14 protein-coding genes are annotated in these 16,715 nt (G+C 74.3%); 4 read left to right on the top strand and 10 right to left on the bottom strand.

Translation table 11 applies throughout. The annotated features are described in order from the left end of the window. Positions 1-7: 7 nt before the first annotated feature. Genes J1G43_RS08805 through J1G43_RS08825 form a run of 5 tightly spaced genes read right to left on the bottom strand, consistent with a single transcriptional unit; the run spans position 8 to position 5,501 of the window. On the bottom strand, positions 8-1,273 hold the full coding sequence (locus J1G43_RS08805; protein ID WP_207370543.1) for a cation:proton antiporter: 1,266 nt from the start codon (positions 1,271-1,273) through the stop codon (positions 8-10). Beyond that, complete coding sequence (locus J1G43_RS08810; RefSeq protein ID WP_207378333.1) at positions 1,270-2,601, bottom strand: cytochrome P450; 1,332 nt, start codon at positions 2,599-2,601, stop codon at positions 1,270-1,272. Before J1G43_RS08810 ends, J1G43_RS08805 begins: the two co-directional genes overlap by 4 nt. Then, the gene (locus J1G43_RS08815; RefSeq protein ID WP_307859531.1) at positions 2,598-3,632 is read right to left on the bottom strand and encodes an alpha-hydroxy acid oxidase; all 1,035 of its coding nucleotides are present in this window, start codon (positions 3,630-3,632) and stop codon (positions 2,598-2,600) included. Before J1G43_RS08815 ends, J1G43_RS08810 begins: the two co-directional genes overlap by 4 nt. A 1-nt stretch (position 3,633) precedes the next feature. Continuing rightward, positions 3,634-5,187, bottom strand: coding sequence for an NAD(P)-binding domain-containing protein (locus tag J1G43_RS08820; RefSeq protein WP_207378334.1), 1,554 nt, complete (start codon positions 5,185-5,187; stop codon positions 3,634-3,636). Further along, entirely contained in the window at positions 5,184-5,501 is a 318-nt protein-coding gene (locus J1G43_RS08825; RefSeq protein ID WP_207370540.1) for an aromatic amino acid lyase, read from the bottom strand. Before J1G43_RS08825 ends, J1G43_RS08820 begins: the two co-directional genes overlap by 4 nt. Before the next feature lie 62 nt (positions 5,502-5,563). Here J1G43_RS08825 and J1G43_RS08830 point away from each other — a divergent pair, with 62 nt between their 5' ends. Continuing rightward, positions 5,564-7,012, top strand: coding sequence for a class I adenylate-forming enzyme family protein (locus J1G43_RS08830; protein ID WP_207378335.1), 1,449 nt, complete (start codon positions 5,564-5,566; stop codon positions 7,010-7,012). Here the strand turns inward: J1G43_RS08830 and J1G43_RS08835 are convergent. From J1G43_RS08835 to map, 4 genes are all read right to left on the bottom strand, one after another. Continuing rightward, a complete protein-coding gene (locus tag J1G43_RS08835; RefSeq protein WP_307859532.1) occupies positions 7,002-7,910 on the bottom strand; it encodes a DUF817 domain-containing protein in 909 nt (302 codons plus the stop codon). The genes J1G43_RS08830 and J1G43_RS08835 overlap by 11 nt on opposite strands. Before the next feature lie 127 nt (positions 7,911-8,037). Next, on the bottom strand, positions 8,038-9,135 hold the full coding sequence (locus J1G43_RS08840; protein WP_207341113.1) for an acyl-CoA desaturase: 1,098 nt from the start codon (positions 9,133-9,135) through the stop codon (positions 8,038-8,040). A gap of 175 nt (positions 9,136-9,310) precedes the next feature. Further along, positions 9,311-10,153 carry a polyphosphate--glucose phosphotransferase gene (gene ppgK, locus J1G43_RS08845; protein WP_207370537.1) on the bottom strand — a complete coding sequence of 281 codons (843 nt, stop codon included), beginning with the start codon at positions 10,151-10,153 and terminating at the stop codon, positions 9,311-9,313. Continuing rightward, entirely contained in the window at positions 10,150-11,022 is an 873-nt protein-coding gene (gene map / locus J1G43_RS08850) for a type I methionyl aminopeptidase (protein WP_207341115.1), read from the bottom strand. Before map ends, ppgK begins: the two co-directional genes overlap by 4 nt. 58 nt (positions 11,023-11,080) lie before the next feature. Between map and J1G43_RS08855 the strand changes: the two genes are divergently transcribed. Further along, positions 11,081-11,266 (top strand): SPOR domain-containing protein, encoded by a 186-nt coding sequence (locus J1G43_RS08855; protein ID WP_207341116.1) that lies wholly within the window; start codon positions 11,081-11,083, stop codon positions 11,264-11,266. Positions 11,267-11,324: 58 nt separating this feature from the next. Here the strand turns inward: J1G43_RS08855 and panB are convergent, their stop codons facing one another. Then, a complete protein-coding gene (gene panB / locus J1G43_RS08860; RefSeq protein ID WP_207341117.1) occupies positions 11,325-12,149 on the bottom strand; it encodes a 3-methyl-2-oxobutanoate hydroxymethyltransferase in 825 nt (274 codons plus the stop codon). 165 nt (positions 12,150-12,314) lie between these two features. On the opposite strand from panB, the gene J1G43_RS08865 reads away from it, so the two are divergent. Both J1G43_RS08865 and J1G43_RS08870 read left to right on the top strand, forming a co-directional pair. Beyond that, positions 12,315-13,652 carry a glutamine synthetase family protein gene (locus J1G43_RS08865; protein WP_207341118.1) on the top strand — a complete coding sequence of 446 codons (1,338 nt, stop codon included), beginning with the start codon at positions 12,315-12,317 and terminating at the stop codon, positions 13,650-13,652. Positions 13,653-13,656: 4 nt separating this feature from the next. After that, positions 13,657-16,698, top strand: a complete 3,042-nt coding sequence (locus J1G43_RS08870) for a bifunctional [glutamine synthetase] adenylyltransferase/[glutamine synthetase]-adenylyl-L-tyrosine phosphorylase (RefSeq protein WP_207378337.1) — start codon at positions 13,657-13,659, stop codon at positions 16,696-16,698. Positions 16,699-16,715 lie beyond the last annotated feature (17 nt).

The following is a 16,715-nucleotide window of genomic DNA, read 5'->3' on the forward strand; positions in this document are numbered from 1 at the left end:
TCCGTGGTCACGATGTCACCCGCTCGGCCTCCGCTGCGGCCGGCGCGGGTTCCACGAGCGGGTGACGGCGCTCGACCCAGGACAGCAGCGGGCTGGTCATGACCGTGGTGACGAGCGCGACCAGCACGAGGACGGTGAACAGGGCAGGACCCACGATGCCCGCCTCCAGGCCGATGTTCAGCGCGATGAGCTGCATCAGCCCGCGGGCGTTCATGAGGGACGCGACGCGCAGCGCGACGCCCTGCGGCTCGCCGCGGCGCCGTGCCGCGGCCCAGCAGGCGCCGAACTTCCCCGCGATCGCCAGGACCACGCACGCCACGGCGAACAGGAGCACCGTCGGGTCCGTGAACAGCCCGAACTGCGTGTGCAGGCCGGAGTACGTGAAGAACAGCGGGACGAGCACCCCGGTCACCGGCGTGAGGGCGCCCACGACGCGGTCGGCGGCAGGCACCCGCGGGAGGGCGAGGCCGAGCGCGAAGGCGCCGAACACCGCGTACAGCCCGATCTCGTCGGTGAACCACGCCGCGCCGAACAGGACGGCCACGGTGCCGAGCAGGCGCGTGCCGTCGTCCACGCGCGGGCTCCCCATGAGGCGGCGCATGCCGGGACGGGCCACGAACACCACCACGGCCACGAACACGAGCGCACCCCCGACGGTCAGCAGCGCCGGCCCCGGGCTGCCGGTCGCCACGGCCAGCACCACCGCCAGCAGCACCCAGGCGACGACGTCGTCCACCGCACCGCTCGCGAGCGCGATCGTCCCGTGGCGGGTGCCGGCCTGCCCCCGCTCGGTGATGATCCGCGCGAGCATCGGGAACGCCGTGATCGCCAGCGCCACCCCCACGAACGCGGCGACGACACCCACCGGGACGCCGTCCGGCTGCAGCGGGACGTGACCCGCGGCCAGCAGCACGAGCGCGACGCCCAGGACCAGCGGCCCGGTGACGCCCGCGAGCGACACGGCCGCCGCCGTGCGGGCCAGGCCGTCGGAGCGGCTCGTGGTGAACGCGTACCCGGCGTGGAACATCAGCAGCACGAGGCCCACCTGGCCGACCACGTACAGCACGGGCCGCAGGTCGTCGGGGAACAGCGAGTCCTGCACGCCCGGCAGGAACAGGCCCAGCAGGGACGGGCCGAGGAGCACCCCGGCCACCATCTCGCCGACGACGGGTGGCTGGCCGACGCGGCCCAGCAGCCACGACACGCCGCGGCACACGAGCAGGATGACGACCACCGCGAGGAAGAAGCGGGGCGCGAGCTCGACCGGTGTCATGCGCGGACCTCCCGGAAGTAGGTGGTGCAGGGACGGCGTCGACGGGCGTCGAGGACCATGACGGTGCCGAGCACCAGCTGCTGCACGGACCGTCCGACGTCGGCCCACCGGTCGGCCAGCCGCATCGCGGCCAGCCGCGCCCGGCCCGGTCCGGGTGCGCCGGCCGGGGTGAGGTAGGCGGGGCCGCGGTTCGGCATCGACCGCGTGTGCGCGGCGCTCGACGTCACGTCGTAGCGGCGCAGCACCTCCCGCAGCACGGCGCGCAGCATGACGGGCGCCGACCCGCGCGCGGGGCAGGCCCGGTTGGCGGTGACGCCGAACGGGATGAAGTGCGCGTCGCGCGGTCGCAGGGTCCGCCAGCGCTCGGGGTCGAACGTGTCGTCCGGCGCGGTGCCGGTGCGCTGGTACGCGAGGTAGTTGAACAGCAGCACCGAGCCCGTCGGCAGCGTCGCGTCGCCGACGTCGATCGGCGCGGACGTGATGCGGTGCGCGATGCCGAACAGCGGGTGCACCCGCAGCGTCTCGTCGACGATCCGGTCCAGCGCCTCGTCGTCGTCGACCTGACCACGTGCCGGCCCGTACGCGCCCGCGCAGAGCAGGACGTGCGCGGCGGCCTCCGACATCTGCACGACCGCGGTGTTGAAGAACGCGCCCTGCAGGTACCAGGCGGTCTCCTGCGCGGTGAACGGCGGCGGCAGCACCACCGGGCACGTGCCCGCCTCGACCCGGTCCCGCAGGTACGCGGTGAGCCGGTCGCGTCGGTCCAGGTGGCGCAGCCCGGTGCACTTGAGGGCCGTGACGACGTCGTCGGCGTTGGCGACCACGAGGTCCCGGGCGTCACGCGGGCACGGCTCGGCGAAGACCAGCTCGTGGTAGACCTCGGCCCACACGGGCATCAGCAGGTCGCGCAGCCGCACCCGGGTCGTGCGGTCCGCCGGCAGGGCGTCCAGCGCGCGGCGGACGGCCGCGGTCGCGAGCTCGTCGCTGCGCTCGTGCCGTACCGCCAGGACCTGGCGCGTCGTGCGGGCGACGGTCCGGTAGCGCTCGCCGGGCTCCAGGTGCTCCTGGTGCATGTGCGCCCCGGGTGCCAGCCAGTACCAGAACAGGTCCGACAGGCCGGCGCCGGCGCTGCGCCCGTCCGCGGCGGGGTGGGAGTACACCGCCTCGAAGTGCTCCGCGCCGACCAGCGGGCCCGGCACGGGGATGCCCTCCGCGCCGTTGACCCACGCGAACACGCGCTCGCGCAGGCGCACGACGGCGCGCGGCAGCCACCCCGGCAGCGTCCAGAGCGCCACCGCCGCGGCGAGCACCGCGACCCCGGTCGTCACGGGACCGTCACCAGGTCGGGGGTGAGGTCCCGCGGCCGGTGCGCCCCGACGAGCGCCATGGCGTGGGCGAGCTCGTCGACGAGCTCCGTGAGCACCGACCGGACCCCGACCGCCCCGCCCTGCGCCAGCCCCCACAGCACGGGGCGGCCGACCATCACGGCGTCCGCCCCCGTGGCGAGCGCCACGAGCACGTCGACCCCGCGTCGCACCCCGCCGTCGAGCAGCACCGGCACGCGCCCGTCGACGGCGGCGACCACGCCGGGCAGCGCGTCGAGCGAGCTGACGGCGCCGTCGAGCTGGCGGCCGCCGTGGTTGGAGACCACGACGCCGTCGACGCCGTGCTCGACGGCCAGCCGCGCGTCGGCGGGGTGCAGCACGCCCTTGACCAGCACGGGCAGGGTCGTGGTGGCGCGCAGCCACGCCACGGCGTCCCACCCGAGGTCCGGGTCGACGACCAGGTCGTGCACCCGCCCGTCGGCGTCCCGGAGGTTCTCGCACACCAGACCGGCGGGCAGGTCGGTGAAACCGTGCCGCGCGTCGCGCGCGTGGCGACCGCGCACCGGGGAGTCCACGGTGAGGACCAGGGCGCGGCAACCGGCGGCCTCCGCGCGGGCGACGAGCGCCGCCGTGAACGTCCGGTCCGGCTGCACGTACAGCTGGAACCAGGTGGTCGCGCCGGTCGCGGCGACGTCCTCGACCGCGACGGTCGACATCGTGCTCACGGTGAGCAGCCCGCCGGCCGCGCGCACCCCGCGTGCGGTCGCGGCCTCGCCGTCCGGGTGCGCCAGACGGTGGAACGCGGTCGGCGCGACCACGACCGGTGCGGCGAGCCGCACCCCGCACAGGTCCGTGGTCAGGTCGGTGCCGCCCGGGCCGCGCAGCACGCGCGGCACCACCCGGCGGCGGGCGAACGCCTCCTCGTTGTCCGTCAGGGTGCGCTCCTCGCCGGCGCCGCCGGCGAGGTAGTCGAAGTGCACGGGGTCCAGGACGGCCCGGGCACCGCGCTCGGCCTCCCGCAGCGGTCCGGGCACGTCAGCGTCCCGCCAGCGCACCGGCCACGAAGCCCTCGAGCGGGGCCACGTGGGCGTCGGGCCGGTCCCACCGGTTCTCGAGGTTCTCCGCCAGGTGGTGCGTCGCGACGAGCTGCCCGCGGCGGTGGTGGCGGACCACCGGGTGCAGGTACGCCGCGTCGTGCGCGACGCCGGGCCGGTCCTGCGCGATGCGCTGCACACCGATGTCGAACGGGTCGACCTTGTCGTGGTCCGGCCCGTACTCGAGGGTCACGACGAACGCGTCGTCGTCGTGCCCGTCGGGTCCCAGCCCCACGCGCGCGTGGTAGGCGACGGGCACCTCCTCGTGGTACCGGGCGGTGCCGTCCGTGACGGCGACGACGTCCGCCAGGACACCGAACTGCTGCCACAGGGCCGAGGACCTGTTGACCCGCTCGACCACGGCGGCGGCGATCGCCTCGGGCGTCGCGTCGAGGGGCAGCGAGGGCCACGGCTCGTCGGCGTACCGCCGCTCGAGGATGCGGTGCAGGGCCCGCGTGGCGTACCGGAACCCGTGGACGAACCCGTTGGTGGAGTGCTTGAAGTCACGCTGCTGGCTGAGGGTCCCGGCGAAGAAGAGGCCCGGCACGTCGACGGACTCCCACTCGTCGGTCTGGGCGGGGAACCGGCCGCCGATCGCGAGCGCGGGCCGGCACGAGTCGTCGAACACGGTGGGGTCGAACGCGAACCCGGTGCACGCGAGCACCCGGTCGTAGTGGAGCACACGGGTCTCGTCGGCCCGGGCGAAGCGGAACGTCACGGCCAGGCCGTCGTCGTCGCGCTCGATGCGCTCGATCGTGCCGTCGAGCACCGCGTTGGCGGACTTGAGCTGGTACGTGTCGAGGAAGTTGTTGTTGACCGCGCGCAGGTTCCCCACGTAGTGGGTGCGCCACGCGAGCCGGACGGAGTCCGGGCCCGCGAGGTGGATGAGCGTGGTCGTCTCCATGAGCGCGTCGGCCGTCTCGAACCCCGAGTTGCCCTTGCCGATGACGAGCACGCGCTGGTCGAGGTAGTCGTCGGGATCCACGGGCATCGTGTCGTACCCCTCGACCAGCTCGAACCCGGGGATCGCGGGGCGGTGCAGCCGGCTGACGCCCGTCGCGACGACGACCGAGCGGGCCGTCAGGACGTCGTCGCCCACCCGCACGTCGAACAGGTCGCCGTGCCGCGACACCCGCCACACGGGTGCGCCGTACCGCACCCGTACCTTGGTGCGCTCGGCGAAGTCCGCGAGGTACTGCACCATCACGTCCGCGTCCGGGAAGTACCGGTCCGTGTAGCGCGTGAAGCGCAGGTCGGGGTCGTCGCTGAGCAGCGAGTTCCAGTCGAACCGCAGGTTCAGCTCCGGGTCGTCGCTGCCGGTGCGCGGCTTGTTGATCGAGATGAGGCGGCGGTGCCGCGGGTACCGCGTGAAGAACGAGCCGGCGGCGTCGGCGCGCTCGACGACGAGGTAGTCGCGGCGGCCGTCGGCCTCCAGCAGCGCGCCGAGCTGCAGGCCGGCAGGCCCGGCTCCGATGACGAGGTGGTCGAGGGTCACGGTCGGGCCTCCGGGTCGGTGGTGAGGACGACGCGCGCGCAGGTGCGCACGTGCGCGAGCGTGTTGTCCGCCTGGTCACGGCCGTCGGTTCTGCCGGCGAACCCGACCAGCGCGCCGAAGCCCGTCGTGCGGCCGTAGACCGTGCGGTGGGCCGCCACGGCGGCGTCGAGGAGGGCCCGTGCCGCGCCGGTGCGCTCGCGTGCCTCGGGCGGGACGACCACGTCGACCGGGCCGGCGGACGCCGCGAGGAGGTCACGGGTCCGCAGAGGGGCGGCGAGATCGACGCGGGTCGTCAGCGCGGCACGGGCTTCCATGCCCCCGACGGTAGGGACGCGATCTCAGAGCGGTGTGAGATGCGTCACCCTACGGTCGGGCCATGACGCCCGACGCGCACGACGTCGACCGGGGTGCCGGCCCTGCGGTGCTGTGGCCGCAGCCGGTGCTCGACCTGCTCGCCCGTGACCCGGGACGTCCGGTCTTCGAGGACGGGGACCGGGTCGTGACGGCGGGGGAGATGGCGCACGCGGTGGCACGCGTGGCCGCGGGCCTGCGCGCCGCCGGAGCGGGACCGGGTGCGGGTGTGGCCCTCGACCTCGGCGTGACGCCCGAGGCGTTCGCCGCCACCGTGGCCGCCTTCGCCGTCGGCGCCCGCGTGTGCGGCGTCCCGCCCGGGCTCGCGCCCGCGCAGCGCGCGGACCTGCTCACGCGCGCCGACGTCACCGTCGTCGTCGACGAGGCCCGCCTGTCCGACCTCCTCACGTCAGCACCGCACGGTCCGGTCGTCGCGGCCGGACGGCCTGGCGACGTCGCGCGGATCACCTGGACCAGCGGGACGAGCGGCCGGCCCAAGGGCTGCGCGCAGACCTACGCCGCGATGAGCGGCGCGTGGGTGCCGTTCCCGGAGCGCTGGCCCGCCGCGGTCGCGGCGCTGGCGCCGCGGCTCGCCCGCTTCCTGGTCCTCGGGACGCTGAGCAGCCACGTGATGCTCGAGTACAGCGTGCTGGCGCTCACCGCCGGTGGCGTCCTCGTCGCGGCGCGACCGCCGGGCTACCCCGATGCGATCGTGCGGCACCGGGCGACCGCCGGCGTCATCACGGTCGGACGGCTCCACCAGCTCGTGCGCGCGCAGCGCGAGGACCCCGCCGACCTGTCGACCCTGCGGGCGCTGCTGGTGTCCGGGTCCCCGCTCGCGCCGTCACGGCTGGCCGAGGCGCTCGACGTCCTGGGGCCCGTCGTCTTCCACGGCTACGGGCAGACCGAGACCGGCATGATCGCGATGGTCGCGCCCGAGGAGATGCGGTCCCCGGCCGTGCTCACCACGGTGGGGCGTCCACCGGCGCAGGTCGACGTGCGGGTGCGCGACGGCGAGGTGTGGGTCCGCACCCCGTGCCAGGCCGCGGGCTACTGGGACGACCCCGTCGAGACCGCGGAGGTGTTCGTCGACGGCTGGGTGCGCACGCGCGACCTCGGCGAGGTCGACACGGACGGGTACCTGCACCTGCGGGGCCGTGCACGGGACGTCGTCATCGTCGACGCGCAGATCGTCCACGCCGGGGCCGTCGAGCGGGTCCTCGAGCAGGACCCGGCGGTCGCGGAGGCGTACGTCGTCGCCCGGCCGGACGACCTCACCGGGGAGGCCGTGCACGCGTGGGTCGTCCCGGCGCACGGGCGTCGCCCCGACGTCGAGGAGCTGCGCCGACGCGTGGCGCACGCGCTCGGCGTGGTCGCCGTCCCGCAGGGGGTGCACGTCGTCGAGCACGTCCCGCTCGCGCCGAGCGGCAAGCCCGACAAGCGCGCGCTGGTCGAGCCGCTCGTCAGGTCCTGACGTCGCCCACCGGGTCGGGCGCCTGCGGCGGGTGCACCCAGGTCACGAGGACGACCGAGATGATCATCAGCAGGAACCACGAGACGAGCTTGCTGCCGCCGACGACGTGCCAGCCGTCGACCTGCGACGGGTACAGCCACGCGCCGGCGAACGTGGCGACGTTCTCCGCCAGCCAGATGAACCCCGCCACCAGGGTGAACGCGAGCAGCACGGGCATCCGTGGTCGGGCGGCGTGCACGCGCAGGTGCATCACGCTGCGGCCGAACACCAGGACGACCGCGGCCACCAGCACCCACCGGGCGTCCGCGACCCAGTGGTGCGTGAAGAAGTTGGCGTAGACCGCCACGGCCAGCACCGCCGTCACCCAGCGGCGGGGGTACCGGTCGAAGCGCAGCTCGAAGATGCGGAACACCCGCACGAGGTACGAGCCGACGGCACCGTACATGAAGCCGGAGAACAGGGGCACCGCCCCGACCCGCAGCACGCCCTCGGCGGCGTAGGACCAGGACCCCGCGTCGGTCTTGAACACCTCCATGGCGGTGCCGACGACGTGGAACAGCAGCACCACCCGCAGCTCCCGGACGGTCTCCAGACGCGTGAGGAGCATCCCCACCTGCAGGACGAGCGCCGCGACCGTCAGGGTGTCGTTGCGCGCGAGCCAGGCGTCGTCCGGGTACCAGAACCGCGCCGCGAGGAGCAGCGCGAGCAGCAGGGCGCCGAACAGGCACGCCCAGCCCTGCTTGAGGGTGAACACGGTGAGCTCGACCAGGCCGGTGCGGACCCGGCGGCCGCGCAGCCGTGCGAGGCGGGCGCGAGCCCAGGCGTCGACACGTTCCTCGACGACGGTGAGCTCGCGCGCACCGGCGCGCGGCAGGGTGAGGCGCAGGTCTCGCAGCACGACGCCCATCCCACCGCTGCGCTGCGGTGGGACGGGCGTCGGCCGTGGACGGGTCCGCGGGGGGACCTGTGCAGATCCTGTGTGGCACGCACGATCGGGTGCCGCACAGGTCGGCCGTTCCGCTGGGTCAGCGCGTGGAGCGCGCCCGGTACCGCTGGACCATGGGGCAGTCGAAGGGGTCGCGGGCCGACAGGCCGACGCGGTTGAGGTACTGGACCACCAGCAGGTAGCTGCGGACCAGCGAGGTCTCGGTGTACGGCATGCCGACCTGCGCGCAGTGCTCGCGCACCATGCGACGGGCGCGGGCCAGGTGCGGCCGCGGCATGCTCGGGAACAGGTGGTGCTCGATCTGCGCGTCCAGGCCGCCCATGAGCATCGTGACGGTGGTACCGCCCCCGATGTTGCGCGACGTGAGCACCTGCTTGGACAGGAAGTCCAGACGGCTGTCGGCGGGGATGATCGCCATGCCCTTGTGGTTGGGCGCGAACGACGCACCCATGTACACGCCGAACACGGCGAGCTGAACGGCGAGGAACGCGGCGGCCATGCCGAGCGGCAGTGCCCAGACGACCAGCGCCACGTAGATGCCCAGCCGGGCGGTGAGGATCACGAGCTCGAGCGTGCGTGCACGCGAGCGGGGGGAGGCCAGGAGGCTCTTGAAGGCCAGGATGTGCAGGTTGACACCCTCGAGCGTCAGCAGCGGGAAGAACAGCCAGCCCTGCCGGCGCGTGATCGCCGCCATGAGGCCGCGCTGCTTGGCGGCGTCCTCCTCGAGGAAGGAGACGGTGTCCCACTCGATGTCGGGGTCCTTGCCGACCCGGTTGGGGTTGGCATGGTGCCGCGTGTGCTTGGTCATCCACCACGAGTGGCTGATCCCGACGACGCCGTTGGCGAGGATCCGGCCGAGCCGGTCGTTGGCCGGGCCCGTGAGCAGGACCTGACGGTGCGACGCCTCGTGCGCGACGAACGCGAACTGGGTCAGCACCAGGCCGAGGCCCGCGGCGATGAGGAGCTGGAACCAGGAGTGGCCCAGCAGCACGAAGCCGGCGACGAGACCCGCCAGGGCGGTCGTCAGCGCGGCGAGCAGGGAGAAGTAGAAGCCGGGGGTGCGGTCGAGAAGTCCTGCCTCACGCACCTGTGCGGACAGCTCGTGATAGCTGCCGGTGGCGGCCGCCTGACGGGGACGCGTCGGGGCGGGGGGCGCAGGTACGGATGCAGGAGCCACATGACCTCCAGGGCTCGGATCGACTTCCCAGCCGTGGGGGGAGCGGGTGCTCGTGGTGCGGATGGCCCTACCCTACGGCACCGTAGGTTCGCTGTCTCGCGTGACCGTCGACCAGTCTCCCGCGCACGACCTGGGTGCGTCCGGCCGACGGGCCGCCCGTCTCCCGCCGCCGCGGTCAGCGGCGCTGCGCGGCCGCGAGGCGTGCGGCGCCCACGATGCCGGCGGCGTTGCGCAGACCGGCGGGCACGATCGGGGTGCGCAGGTCCAGCAGCGGCAGGAACTGCTGGTGCTTCTTGCTCACGCCGCCGCCGACGACGATCAGGTCGGGCCAGAACAGGTCCTCGACGACCGAGAAGTACCGCTGCAGACGCTTCGCCCACTGCTCGAACGACAGGCCCTCGCGGTCGCGCGCCGCGTCCGAGGCGCGCGACTCCGCGTCGTAGCCGTCGATCTCGAGGTGGCCGAGCTCCGTGTTGGGCACCAGCACCCCGTCGACGACGAGCGCCGAGCCGATGCCGGTCCCGAGCGTCACGACGAGCACCACGCCGGGCACGTCGCGGGCGGCCCCGTAGACGACCTCCGCGTAGCCGGCCGCGTCGGCGTCGTTGACCGCGACCACCCGGCGCCCGGTGGCCTCGCCGACGGTCGCGGCCACGTCGGTGCCGATCCAGGAGTCGTCGACGTTGGCGGCGGACTGGGCGACGCCGTGCAGGATCACCGCGGGGAAGGTGACACCGATGGGCACGTCGTGGTCCAGGTGGAAGGATTCGACGACCTCGGCGACGGTCCGCGCGACCGCCTGCGGCGTCGCCGGCTGCGGCGTGGGGATCCGCACGCGATCGGCCGCGAACTCCCCGGTGCGCAGGTCGACCGGCGCCCCCTTGATGCCCGAGCCCCCGATGTCGATGCCGAAGGCCGTCCTGACCGGCGGGTCGTCGTGCTTCGGGTGCCCGTGCTTCGTGTCCTCGTGCTTCGCGTGCCCGTGCTTCGTGTCCTCGTGCTTCGCGTCCTTGCTCATGGCAGCGTCAGCACCTCCGCTCCGGTGTCGGTGACCAGCAGGGTGTGCTCGAACTGTGCCGACCTGCTGCGGTCGGCGGTGACGACCGTCCAGCCGTCGTCCCACATCTCCCAGTCGGGAGTGCCCAGGTCCAGCATCGGCTCGATCGTGAAGACCATGCCGGGCTCGATGAGGGTGGCGTGCTGCGGGGCGGCGTCGTAGTGCGGCACGACGAGCCCGGTGTGGAACGCGGGGCCCACGCCGTGGCCCGTGAAGTCGCGCACCACGCCGTACCCGAAGCGTGCGGCGTACTTCTCGATGACGCGACCGATGACGTTGATCTCGCGCCCCGGTCGCACGGCCTTGATGCCGCGCTCCAGGGCCTCGCGCGTGCGCTCGACGAGCAGCCGGGACTCCTCGTCCACGTCGCCGGCGAGGAAGGTCGCGTTGGTGTCGCCGTGCACGCCGTCGACGTAGGCGGTGACGTCGATGTTCACGATGTCGCCGTCCTCGACGACCGTGGAGTCGGGGATGCCGTGGCAGATGACCTCGTTGACCGACGTGCACAGCGACTTGGGGAACCCGCGGTACCCGAGCGTCGAGGGGTACGCGTCGTGCGCGACGAGGAACTCGTGGCCGATCGCGTCGAGCTCGTCGGTGGTCACGCCGGGCACGACGTGCCGCCCGACCTCCTGCAGCGCCTGCGCGGCGATCCGTGCGGCGTGCCGCACGCGCTCGATCGTGCCCGGGTCCAGCACGTCCGGCCCGCGCCACGGCGTGGGCATCGGCTTGTCGACGTACTCCGGGCGGGCGATGTGCGCGGGGACCGCGCGCCGCGGGCTGACCTGCCCGGGGACGAGCGCGGTGCGCGGCGGGTGGACCGGCGGCATGACTGGCAGTCTACGTAGCGACGGGGTGGGACTGCCCGCCGGGACGAGAGGAGCCGCCGTGGCCGAGTACTTCTACAACACCCGGACGCACCAGGTGGAGGAGGGGCGCCAGAGCGACTGGGCGCAGCTCATGGGCCCGTACGCGACCCGCGAGGAGGCCGAGCACGCGCTGGCGCGGGCGCGGGCGCGCAGCGAGTCCTGGGACGCCGAGGGCCGGGCCTGGGAGGGCGACGACCGCTCGTGACGGCGCGCCGGCGCCGCGTCGCCGCGGCCAGGGGCCGCACGGCGCCGGCGCCGGGGCGTCAGGCGTCGAACGTGTGCGCGGCCGCGGGGAACGTCCCCGAGCGGACCTCGTCCACGTAGCCGCGGGCTGCCGCCCCCAGCGCGCGCCCGACCTCGCCGAACCGCTTGGCGAAGCGCGGTGACCAGTCGCCCATGCCCGCCATGTCCACCCACACCAGCACCTGGCCGTCGCACTCGGGGCCGGCGCCGATCCCGATCGTGGGGACCCGCACCACCTCGGTGACCCGGGCGGCGACCGGTGCGGGGACCATCTCCAGCACGATCGCGACCGCGCCGGCCTCCGTGACGGCCACGGCGTCCTCGCTGACCTGCTCGGCGCCGCCGGTGCCCCGACCCTGCACCCGCGGGCCCCCCAGCGCGTTCTCGGACTGCGGCGTGTACCCCAGGTGCGCCACGACGGGGATGCCCGCCTGTGTCAGGGCACGGATCTGCGGGACGGACCGCAGGCCGCCCTCGAGCTTGACGGCGGAGACACCGGTCTCCTTCATGACGCGCACCGCACTGGCCAGCGCCTGCTCCGGGCCGGCCTCGTAGGTGCCGAAGGGCAGGTCCGCCACGACGAACGCCCGCTCGACGGCGCCGGCAACGGCGCGTGCGGCGACCACGATCTCGTCGAGCGTCACCGGCAGCGTCGTCGTGTGCCCGTGCATGGTGTTCCCGATCGAGTCGCCGACCAGCAGCATGTCCACGCCGGCCTCGTCGAAGATCCGCGCCGTCGGCGCGTCGTAGGCCGTGAGCATCGTCAGGCGCTCACCGCGCTCCTTGGCGGCCTGGAGGTGGTGGACGCGCACGCGGCGCGGTGTCGGGGCGTCACTGGTCGGCATGCCGCGAGCCTAGTCGCGAGGCCGTCGGCGGGGGCGCGCCGGGCCGTCCCGAACGGGTTCCGCGGACCTCTGCCGGCCCCCTCGGGGGACCGCCCGGACGACCCGGGGCGTCCACCCGCGTGACGGTCGCACCGGTGCGGCCCGTCATCAGGCAGGATGTACGCCATGGACAGGCAGCAGGAGTTCGTCCTCCGGACCGTCGAGGAGCGGGACATCCGCTTCATCCGTCTGTGGTTCACGGACGTGCTCGGCATGCTCAAGTCGGTGGCGGTCGCGCCGGCGGAGCTCGAGCAGGCGTTCAGCGAGGGCATCGGGTTCGACGGCAGCGCGATCGAGGGCCTCACGCGCGTGTACGAGGCGGACATGATCGCCAAGCCCGATCCGTCGACCTTCCAGATCCTGCCGTGGCGGGGGGAGCGGCACGGCACGGCACGCATGTTCTGCGACCTGCTCACGCCGGACGGCGAGGCGTCGCTGGCCGACTCGCGGTACGTGCTCAAGCGTGCGCTCGACCGTGCGAGCGACCGCGGGTTCACCTTCTACACGCACCCCGAGGTCGAGTTCTACCTGTTCGACGCGCCGGCCGACCCCAGCCGTCCGCTGGTGCCCGTCGACCAGGGCGGGTACTTCGACCACGTGCCGCGCGGCACCGCGCACGACTTCCGCCGCGGCGCGATCACGATGCTCGAGTCCATGGGCATCTCGGTCGAGTTCTCCCACCACGAGGCCGGCCCGGGTCAGAACGAGATCGACCTGCGCTACGCCGACGCGCTGACGACGGCCGACAACATCATGACCTTCCGCACGGTCGTGAAGGAGGTCGCCCTCGAGCAGGGTGTCTTCGCGTCGTTCATGCCCAAGCCGCTGGCGGACCAGCCGGGCTCCGGCATGCACACGCACCTGTCGCTCTTCGAGGGGGACCGCAACGCGTTCCACGAGCCGGGCGCCCCGCTCGAGCTGTCGAAGGTCGCGCGCTCGTTCATCGCCGGCCTGCTCACGCACGCCGCCGAGATCACGGCGGTGACCAACCAGTTCGTGAACTCCTACAAGCGGCTGTGGGGCGGCGCGGAGGCGCCGAGCTTCGTCTGCTGGGGTCACAACAACCGCTCCGCGCTCGTGCGGGTGCCGATGTACAAGCCCGGCAAGGGCAACTCGAGCCGCGTCGAGTACCGCGCCGTGGACTCGGCCACCAACCCGTACCTCTCCTTCGCGGTGCTGCTGGCCGCGGGACTCAAGGGGATCGAGGAGGGGTACGAGCTGCCCGAGGGCGCCGACGACGACGTCTGGGAGCTGACCGACGCCGAGCGCAAGGCGCTCGGCATCGAGCCGCTGCCCACGTCGCTCGAGGCCGCCATCGACGTCATGCAGCGTTCCGAGCTCGTCGCCGAGACGCTGGGGGAGCACGTCTTCGACTACTTCCTGCGCAACAAGCGCCAGGAGTGGGCGGAGTACCGCGCGCAGGTCACCCCGTACGAGCTGCAGCGCTTCCTCCCGCTGATCTGACGCGATGAGCGCGTCCACCGGTCGTGGCACGTCGCTCGCGACACGTCTGACACGCGTGGGCGTGGCGGACGTGCCCCGGGCCGAGCGGCTGCTCACGGACGCGGCGCTGCTGTCGGTCGACCCGGACGTCGTCGAGCACGTCGTCGACGGGCTGCGCGAGGTCGGCGACCCCGACGAGGTGCTGCTCGCCGTCGCCAAGGTCGCCGGGGCCGTCCGGCGGGACCCGGAGCTGTCCGGCCTGCTACGGGAGGTGCTGGCGGACGACGGCCCGGCGCGGCGTCGGCTGCTCGCGCTCACCGGGGCGTCCCCTGCCATCGGCAACACGCTCGCCGCCCACCCGGCCAACCTGCGGGTGGTCGCGGACCCGACGCCCGGCACGGCCGTGGCCGCCCACGAGGTGCGCGCCGAGCTGCTGCGGGCGGTGGAGGCGGACCCCGATGCCGCCGTGCCGGTCGCCGGGATCGCCGGGACGCCCGGCATCGACGCGATGCGCCGGGCCTACCGGACGCGGCTCCTGCGCATCGCCGCCACGGACCTCACGGCCGACGATCCGCTGAGCCGCCTCCCGGGTGTCGGTGCGGCGCTCGCCGACCTCGCGGCCGCCGCGCTCGAGGCCTCGCTCGCGCTGGCCCGCGCGGACCTCGAGGACGAGGGCCGCGGGGTGCGGCTCGCCGTCATCGGCATGGGCAAGGCCGGTGGTCGGGAGCTCAACTACGTCTCGGACGTCGACGTCGTGTACGTCGCCGAGCCCGTCGACGGCACCCCGGAGGACGAGGCGATGGTCACCGGCGCCCGCCTCGCCGCGGGGCTCGCGCGGGCGTGCTGCGCGCCGGCGGGGGAGCCGGCGCTGTGGCCGGTGGACGCCGCGCTGCGACCCGAGGGCAAGGACGGCCCGCTGGTGCGGACGCTCGCCAGCCACCGCGCCTACTACGAGCGCTGGGCCAAGACGTGGGAGTTCCAGGCGCTGCTCAAGGCACGACCGCTGGCCGGGGACGTCGAGCTCGGGCGGGCCTACGTCGACACGGTCGGCCCGTTCGTGTGGTCGGCCGTGCAGCGCGAGAACTTCGTGGAGGACTCCCAGGCCATGCGGCGGCGCGTCGAGGCGCACGTGCCTCGCGCCGAGGCCGACCGCCAGCTCAAGCTCGGTGTCGGCGGCCTACGGGACGTCGAGTTCACGGTGCAGCTGCTGCAGCTGGTGCACGGGCGGGCCGACGAGACGATCCGCAGCCCCAGCACGCTGACCGCGCTGGCCGCGCTGGCGGCCGGCGGCTACGTGGGTCGCGAGCACGCCGCGCAGCTGGCCGTCTGCTACCGGTGGATGCGGACCATGGAGCACCGCATCCAGCTGCACCGGTTGCAGCGCACCCACCTGGTCCCGACGTCGGAGGCCGACCTGCGCCGCCTGGCGCGGACCATGGGGATGCGTGCCGAGGGGCCCGAGGGTCTGCTGGACCGCTGGCGGGCGACGCGCCGCGAGGTACGACGCCTGCACGAGGAGCTGTTCTACCGCCCGCTGCTGCCCGCGACCGCCCGGTTGTCGACCGCCGAGGCGGCCCTCGCCCCGGAGGCCGCGCGCGCACGGCTCGCGGCGATCGGGTACCGGGACCCTGCCGGCGCCGTCCGGCACATCGCGGCGCTCACCGACGGGGTCTCGCGCCGGGCGTCGATCCAGCGGCAGCTGCTGCCCGTCATGCTCGGCTGGTTCGCTGACGGCGCGGACCCCGACGGCGGGCTGCTGGCCTTCCGGCGGCTGTCGGACCAGCTCGGCACCACGCACTGGTACCTCAAGCTGCTGCGGGACTCCGGGACGGCGGCGCACCGCCTGGCGCAGGTCCTGTCGACGTCCCGGTACGTCGCCGACGCGTTGCGGCGCTCGCCCGAGTCGGTGACCTGGCTGGACGACGACGCGGAGCTGGTGCCGCGGTCGGCCGAGCGGCTCGCGGGCGAGGCGGACGCCGTGCTGCGGCGGGCGTCCGAGCCGGTGCCCGCCGTCACCGCGCTGCGCGCGCTGCGGCGCCGCGAGCTCGCCCGCACCGCCGTGGCCGACGTCCTGGGCGTCACCACGGTAGTGCGCGCCTCGCAGAGCCTGACCGTGGCCGCCGACGCCGTGCTCGCCGGGACGCTGCGCGTGGCGGAGGCCGACGCGCGCGCGGCGGCGGGCCTCGAGGAGAGCCCGACCCGGCTCCTCGTGGTCGCGATGGGTCGCCTCGGCGGCCGGGAGATGGCCTACTCGTCGGACGCCGACGTGCTGTTCGTGCACGACCCGGTACCGGGCGCCGACGGCAAGGTGGCCCAGGACTTCGCGGTGGCCGTGGCGACCCGGGTGCGCCAGCTCCTGGGGGCCGTCGGCCCGGAGCCGTCGCTGAGCGTCGACGCCGACCTGCGGCCGGAGGGTCGCAACGGGCCGCTGGCGCGGTCCTTCGACGCGCACGTCGAGTACTACCAGCGCTGGTCCTCGCCGTGGGAGAGCCAGGCGCTGCTGCGGGCCCGACCGGTCGCGGGGGACCACGCACTGGGGGAGCGGTTCATCGCGTTGATCGACCCGCTGCGGTACCCCGCCGGGGGTCTGGACGCCGCCACGGAGCGCGAGATCCGCCGCATCAAGGCGCGGGTCGAGGCCGAGCGGCTGCCGCGCGGCGTCGAGCCCTCGCGGCACCTCAAGCTGGGCCGCGGCGGCATCAGCGACGTCGAGTGGACCGCCCAGCTGCTCCAGCTGCAGCACGCGCACGCCGTTCCGGGCCTGCGGACCACCTCGACGCTCGACGCGCTCGACGCGGCGCGCGACGCCGGGCTGATCGCGGCGGACGACACGGCCGTCCTGCGCGAGGCGTGGCTGCTCGCGTCCCGCGTGCGCGACGCGAACGTCCTGTGGACGGGGCGCGCCGAGGGGGCGCACGCCGACGTCCTGCCGCACGACCGCACGGCGCTCGCAGGCGTCGCGCGCGTGCTCGGCCACCCCCCGGGGTCGGGCGCGATGCTCGAGGAGACGTACCTGCGGACCGCGCGACGCGCGCGGGCCGTCGTGGAGCGCGTCTTCTACGGCTGAACCGCCCGTGTGGTCGC

The sequence above is a fragment of the Cellulomonas sp. zg-ZUI22 genome (assembly GCF_017353535.1).
Lineage (GTDB): Bacteria > Actinomycetota > Actinomycetes > Actinomycetales > Cellulomonadaceae > Cellulomonas > Cellulomonas wangleii.

Coding starts and splice junctions, on each gene's coding strand:
- panB (WP_207341117.1), bottom strand. CDS start 12,149: ATGCCGACCAGTGACGCCCCGACACCGCGCCGCGTGCGCGTCCACCAC.
- J1G43_RS08825 (WP_207370540.1), bottom strand. CDS start 5,501: ATGGAAGCCCGTGCCGCGCTGACGACCCGCGTCGATCTCGCCGCCCCT.
- J1G43_RS08870 (WP_207378337.1), top strand. CDS start 13,657: ATGAGCGCGTCCACCGGTCGTGGCACGTCGCTCGCGACACGTCTGACA.
- J1G43_RS08830 (WP_207378335.1), top strand. CDS start 5,564: ATGACGCCCGACGCGCACGACGTCGACCGGGGTGCCGGCCCTGCGGTG.
- map (WP_207341115.1), bottom strand. CDS start 11,022: ATGCCGCCGGTCCACCCGCCGCGCACCGCGCTCGTCCCCGGGCAGGTC.
- J1G43_RS08865 (WP_207341118.1), top strand. CDS start 12,315: ATGGACAGGCAGCAGGAGTTCGTCCTCCGGACCGTCGAGGAGCGGGAC.
- ppgK (WP_207370537.1), bottom strand. CDS start 10,153: ATGAGCAAGGACGCGAAGCACGAGGACACGAAGCACGGGCACGCGAAG.
- J1G43_RS08805 (WP_207370543.1), bottom strand. CDS start 1,273: ATGACACCGGTCGAGCTCGCGCCCCGCTTCTTCCTCGCGGTGGTCGTC.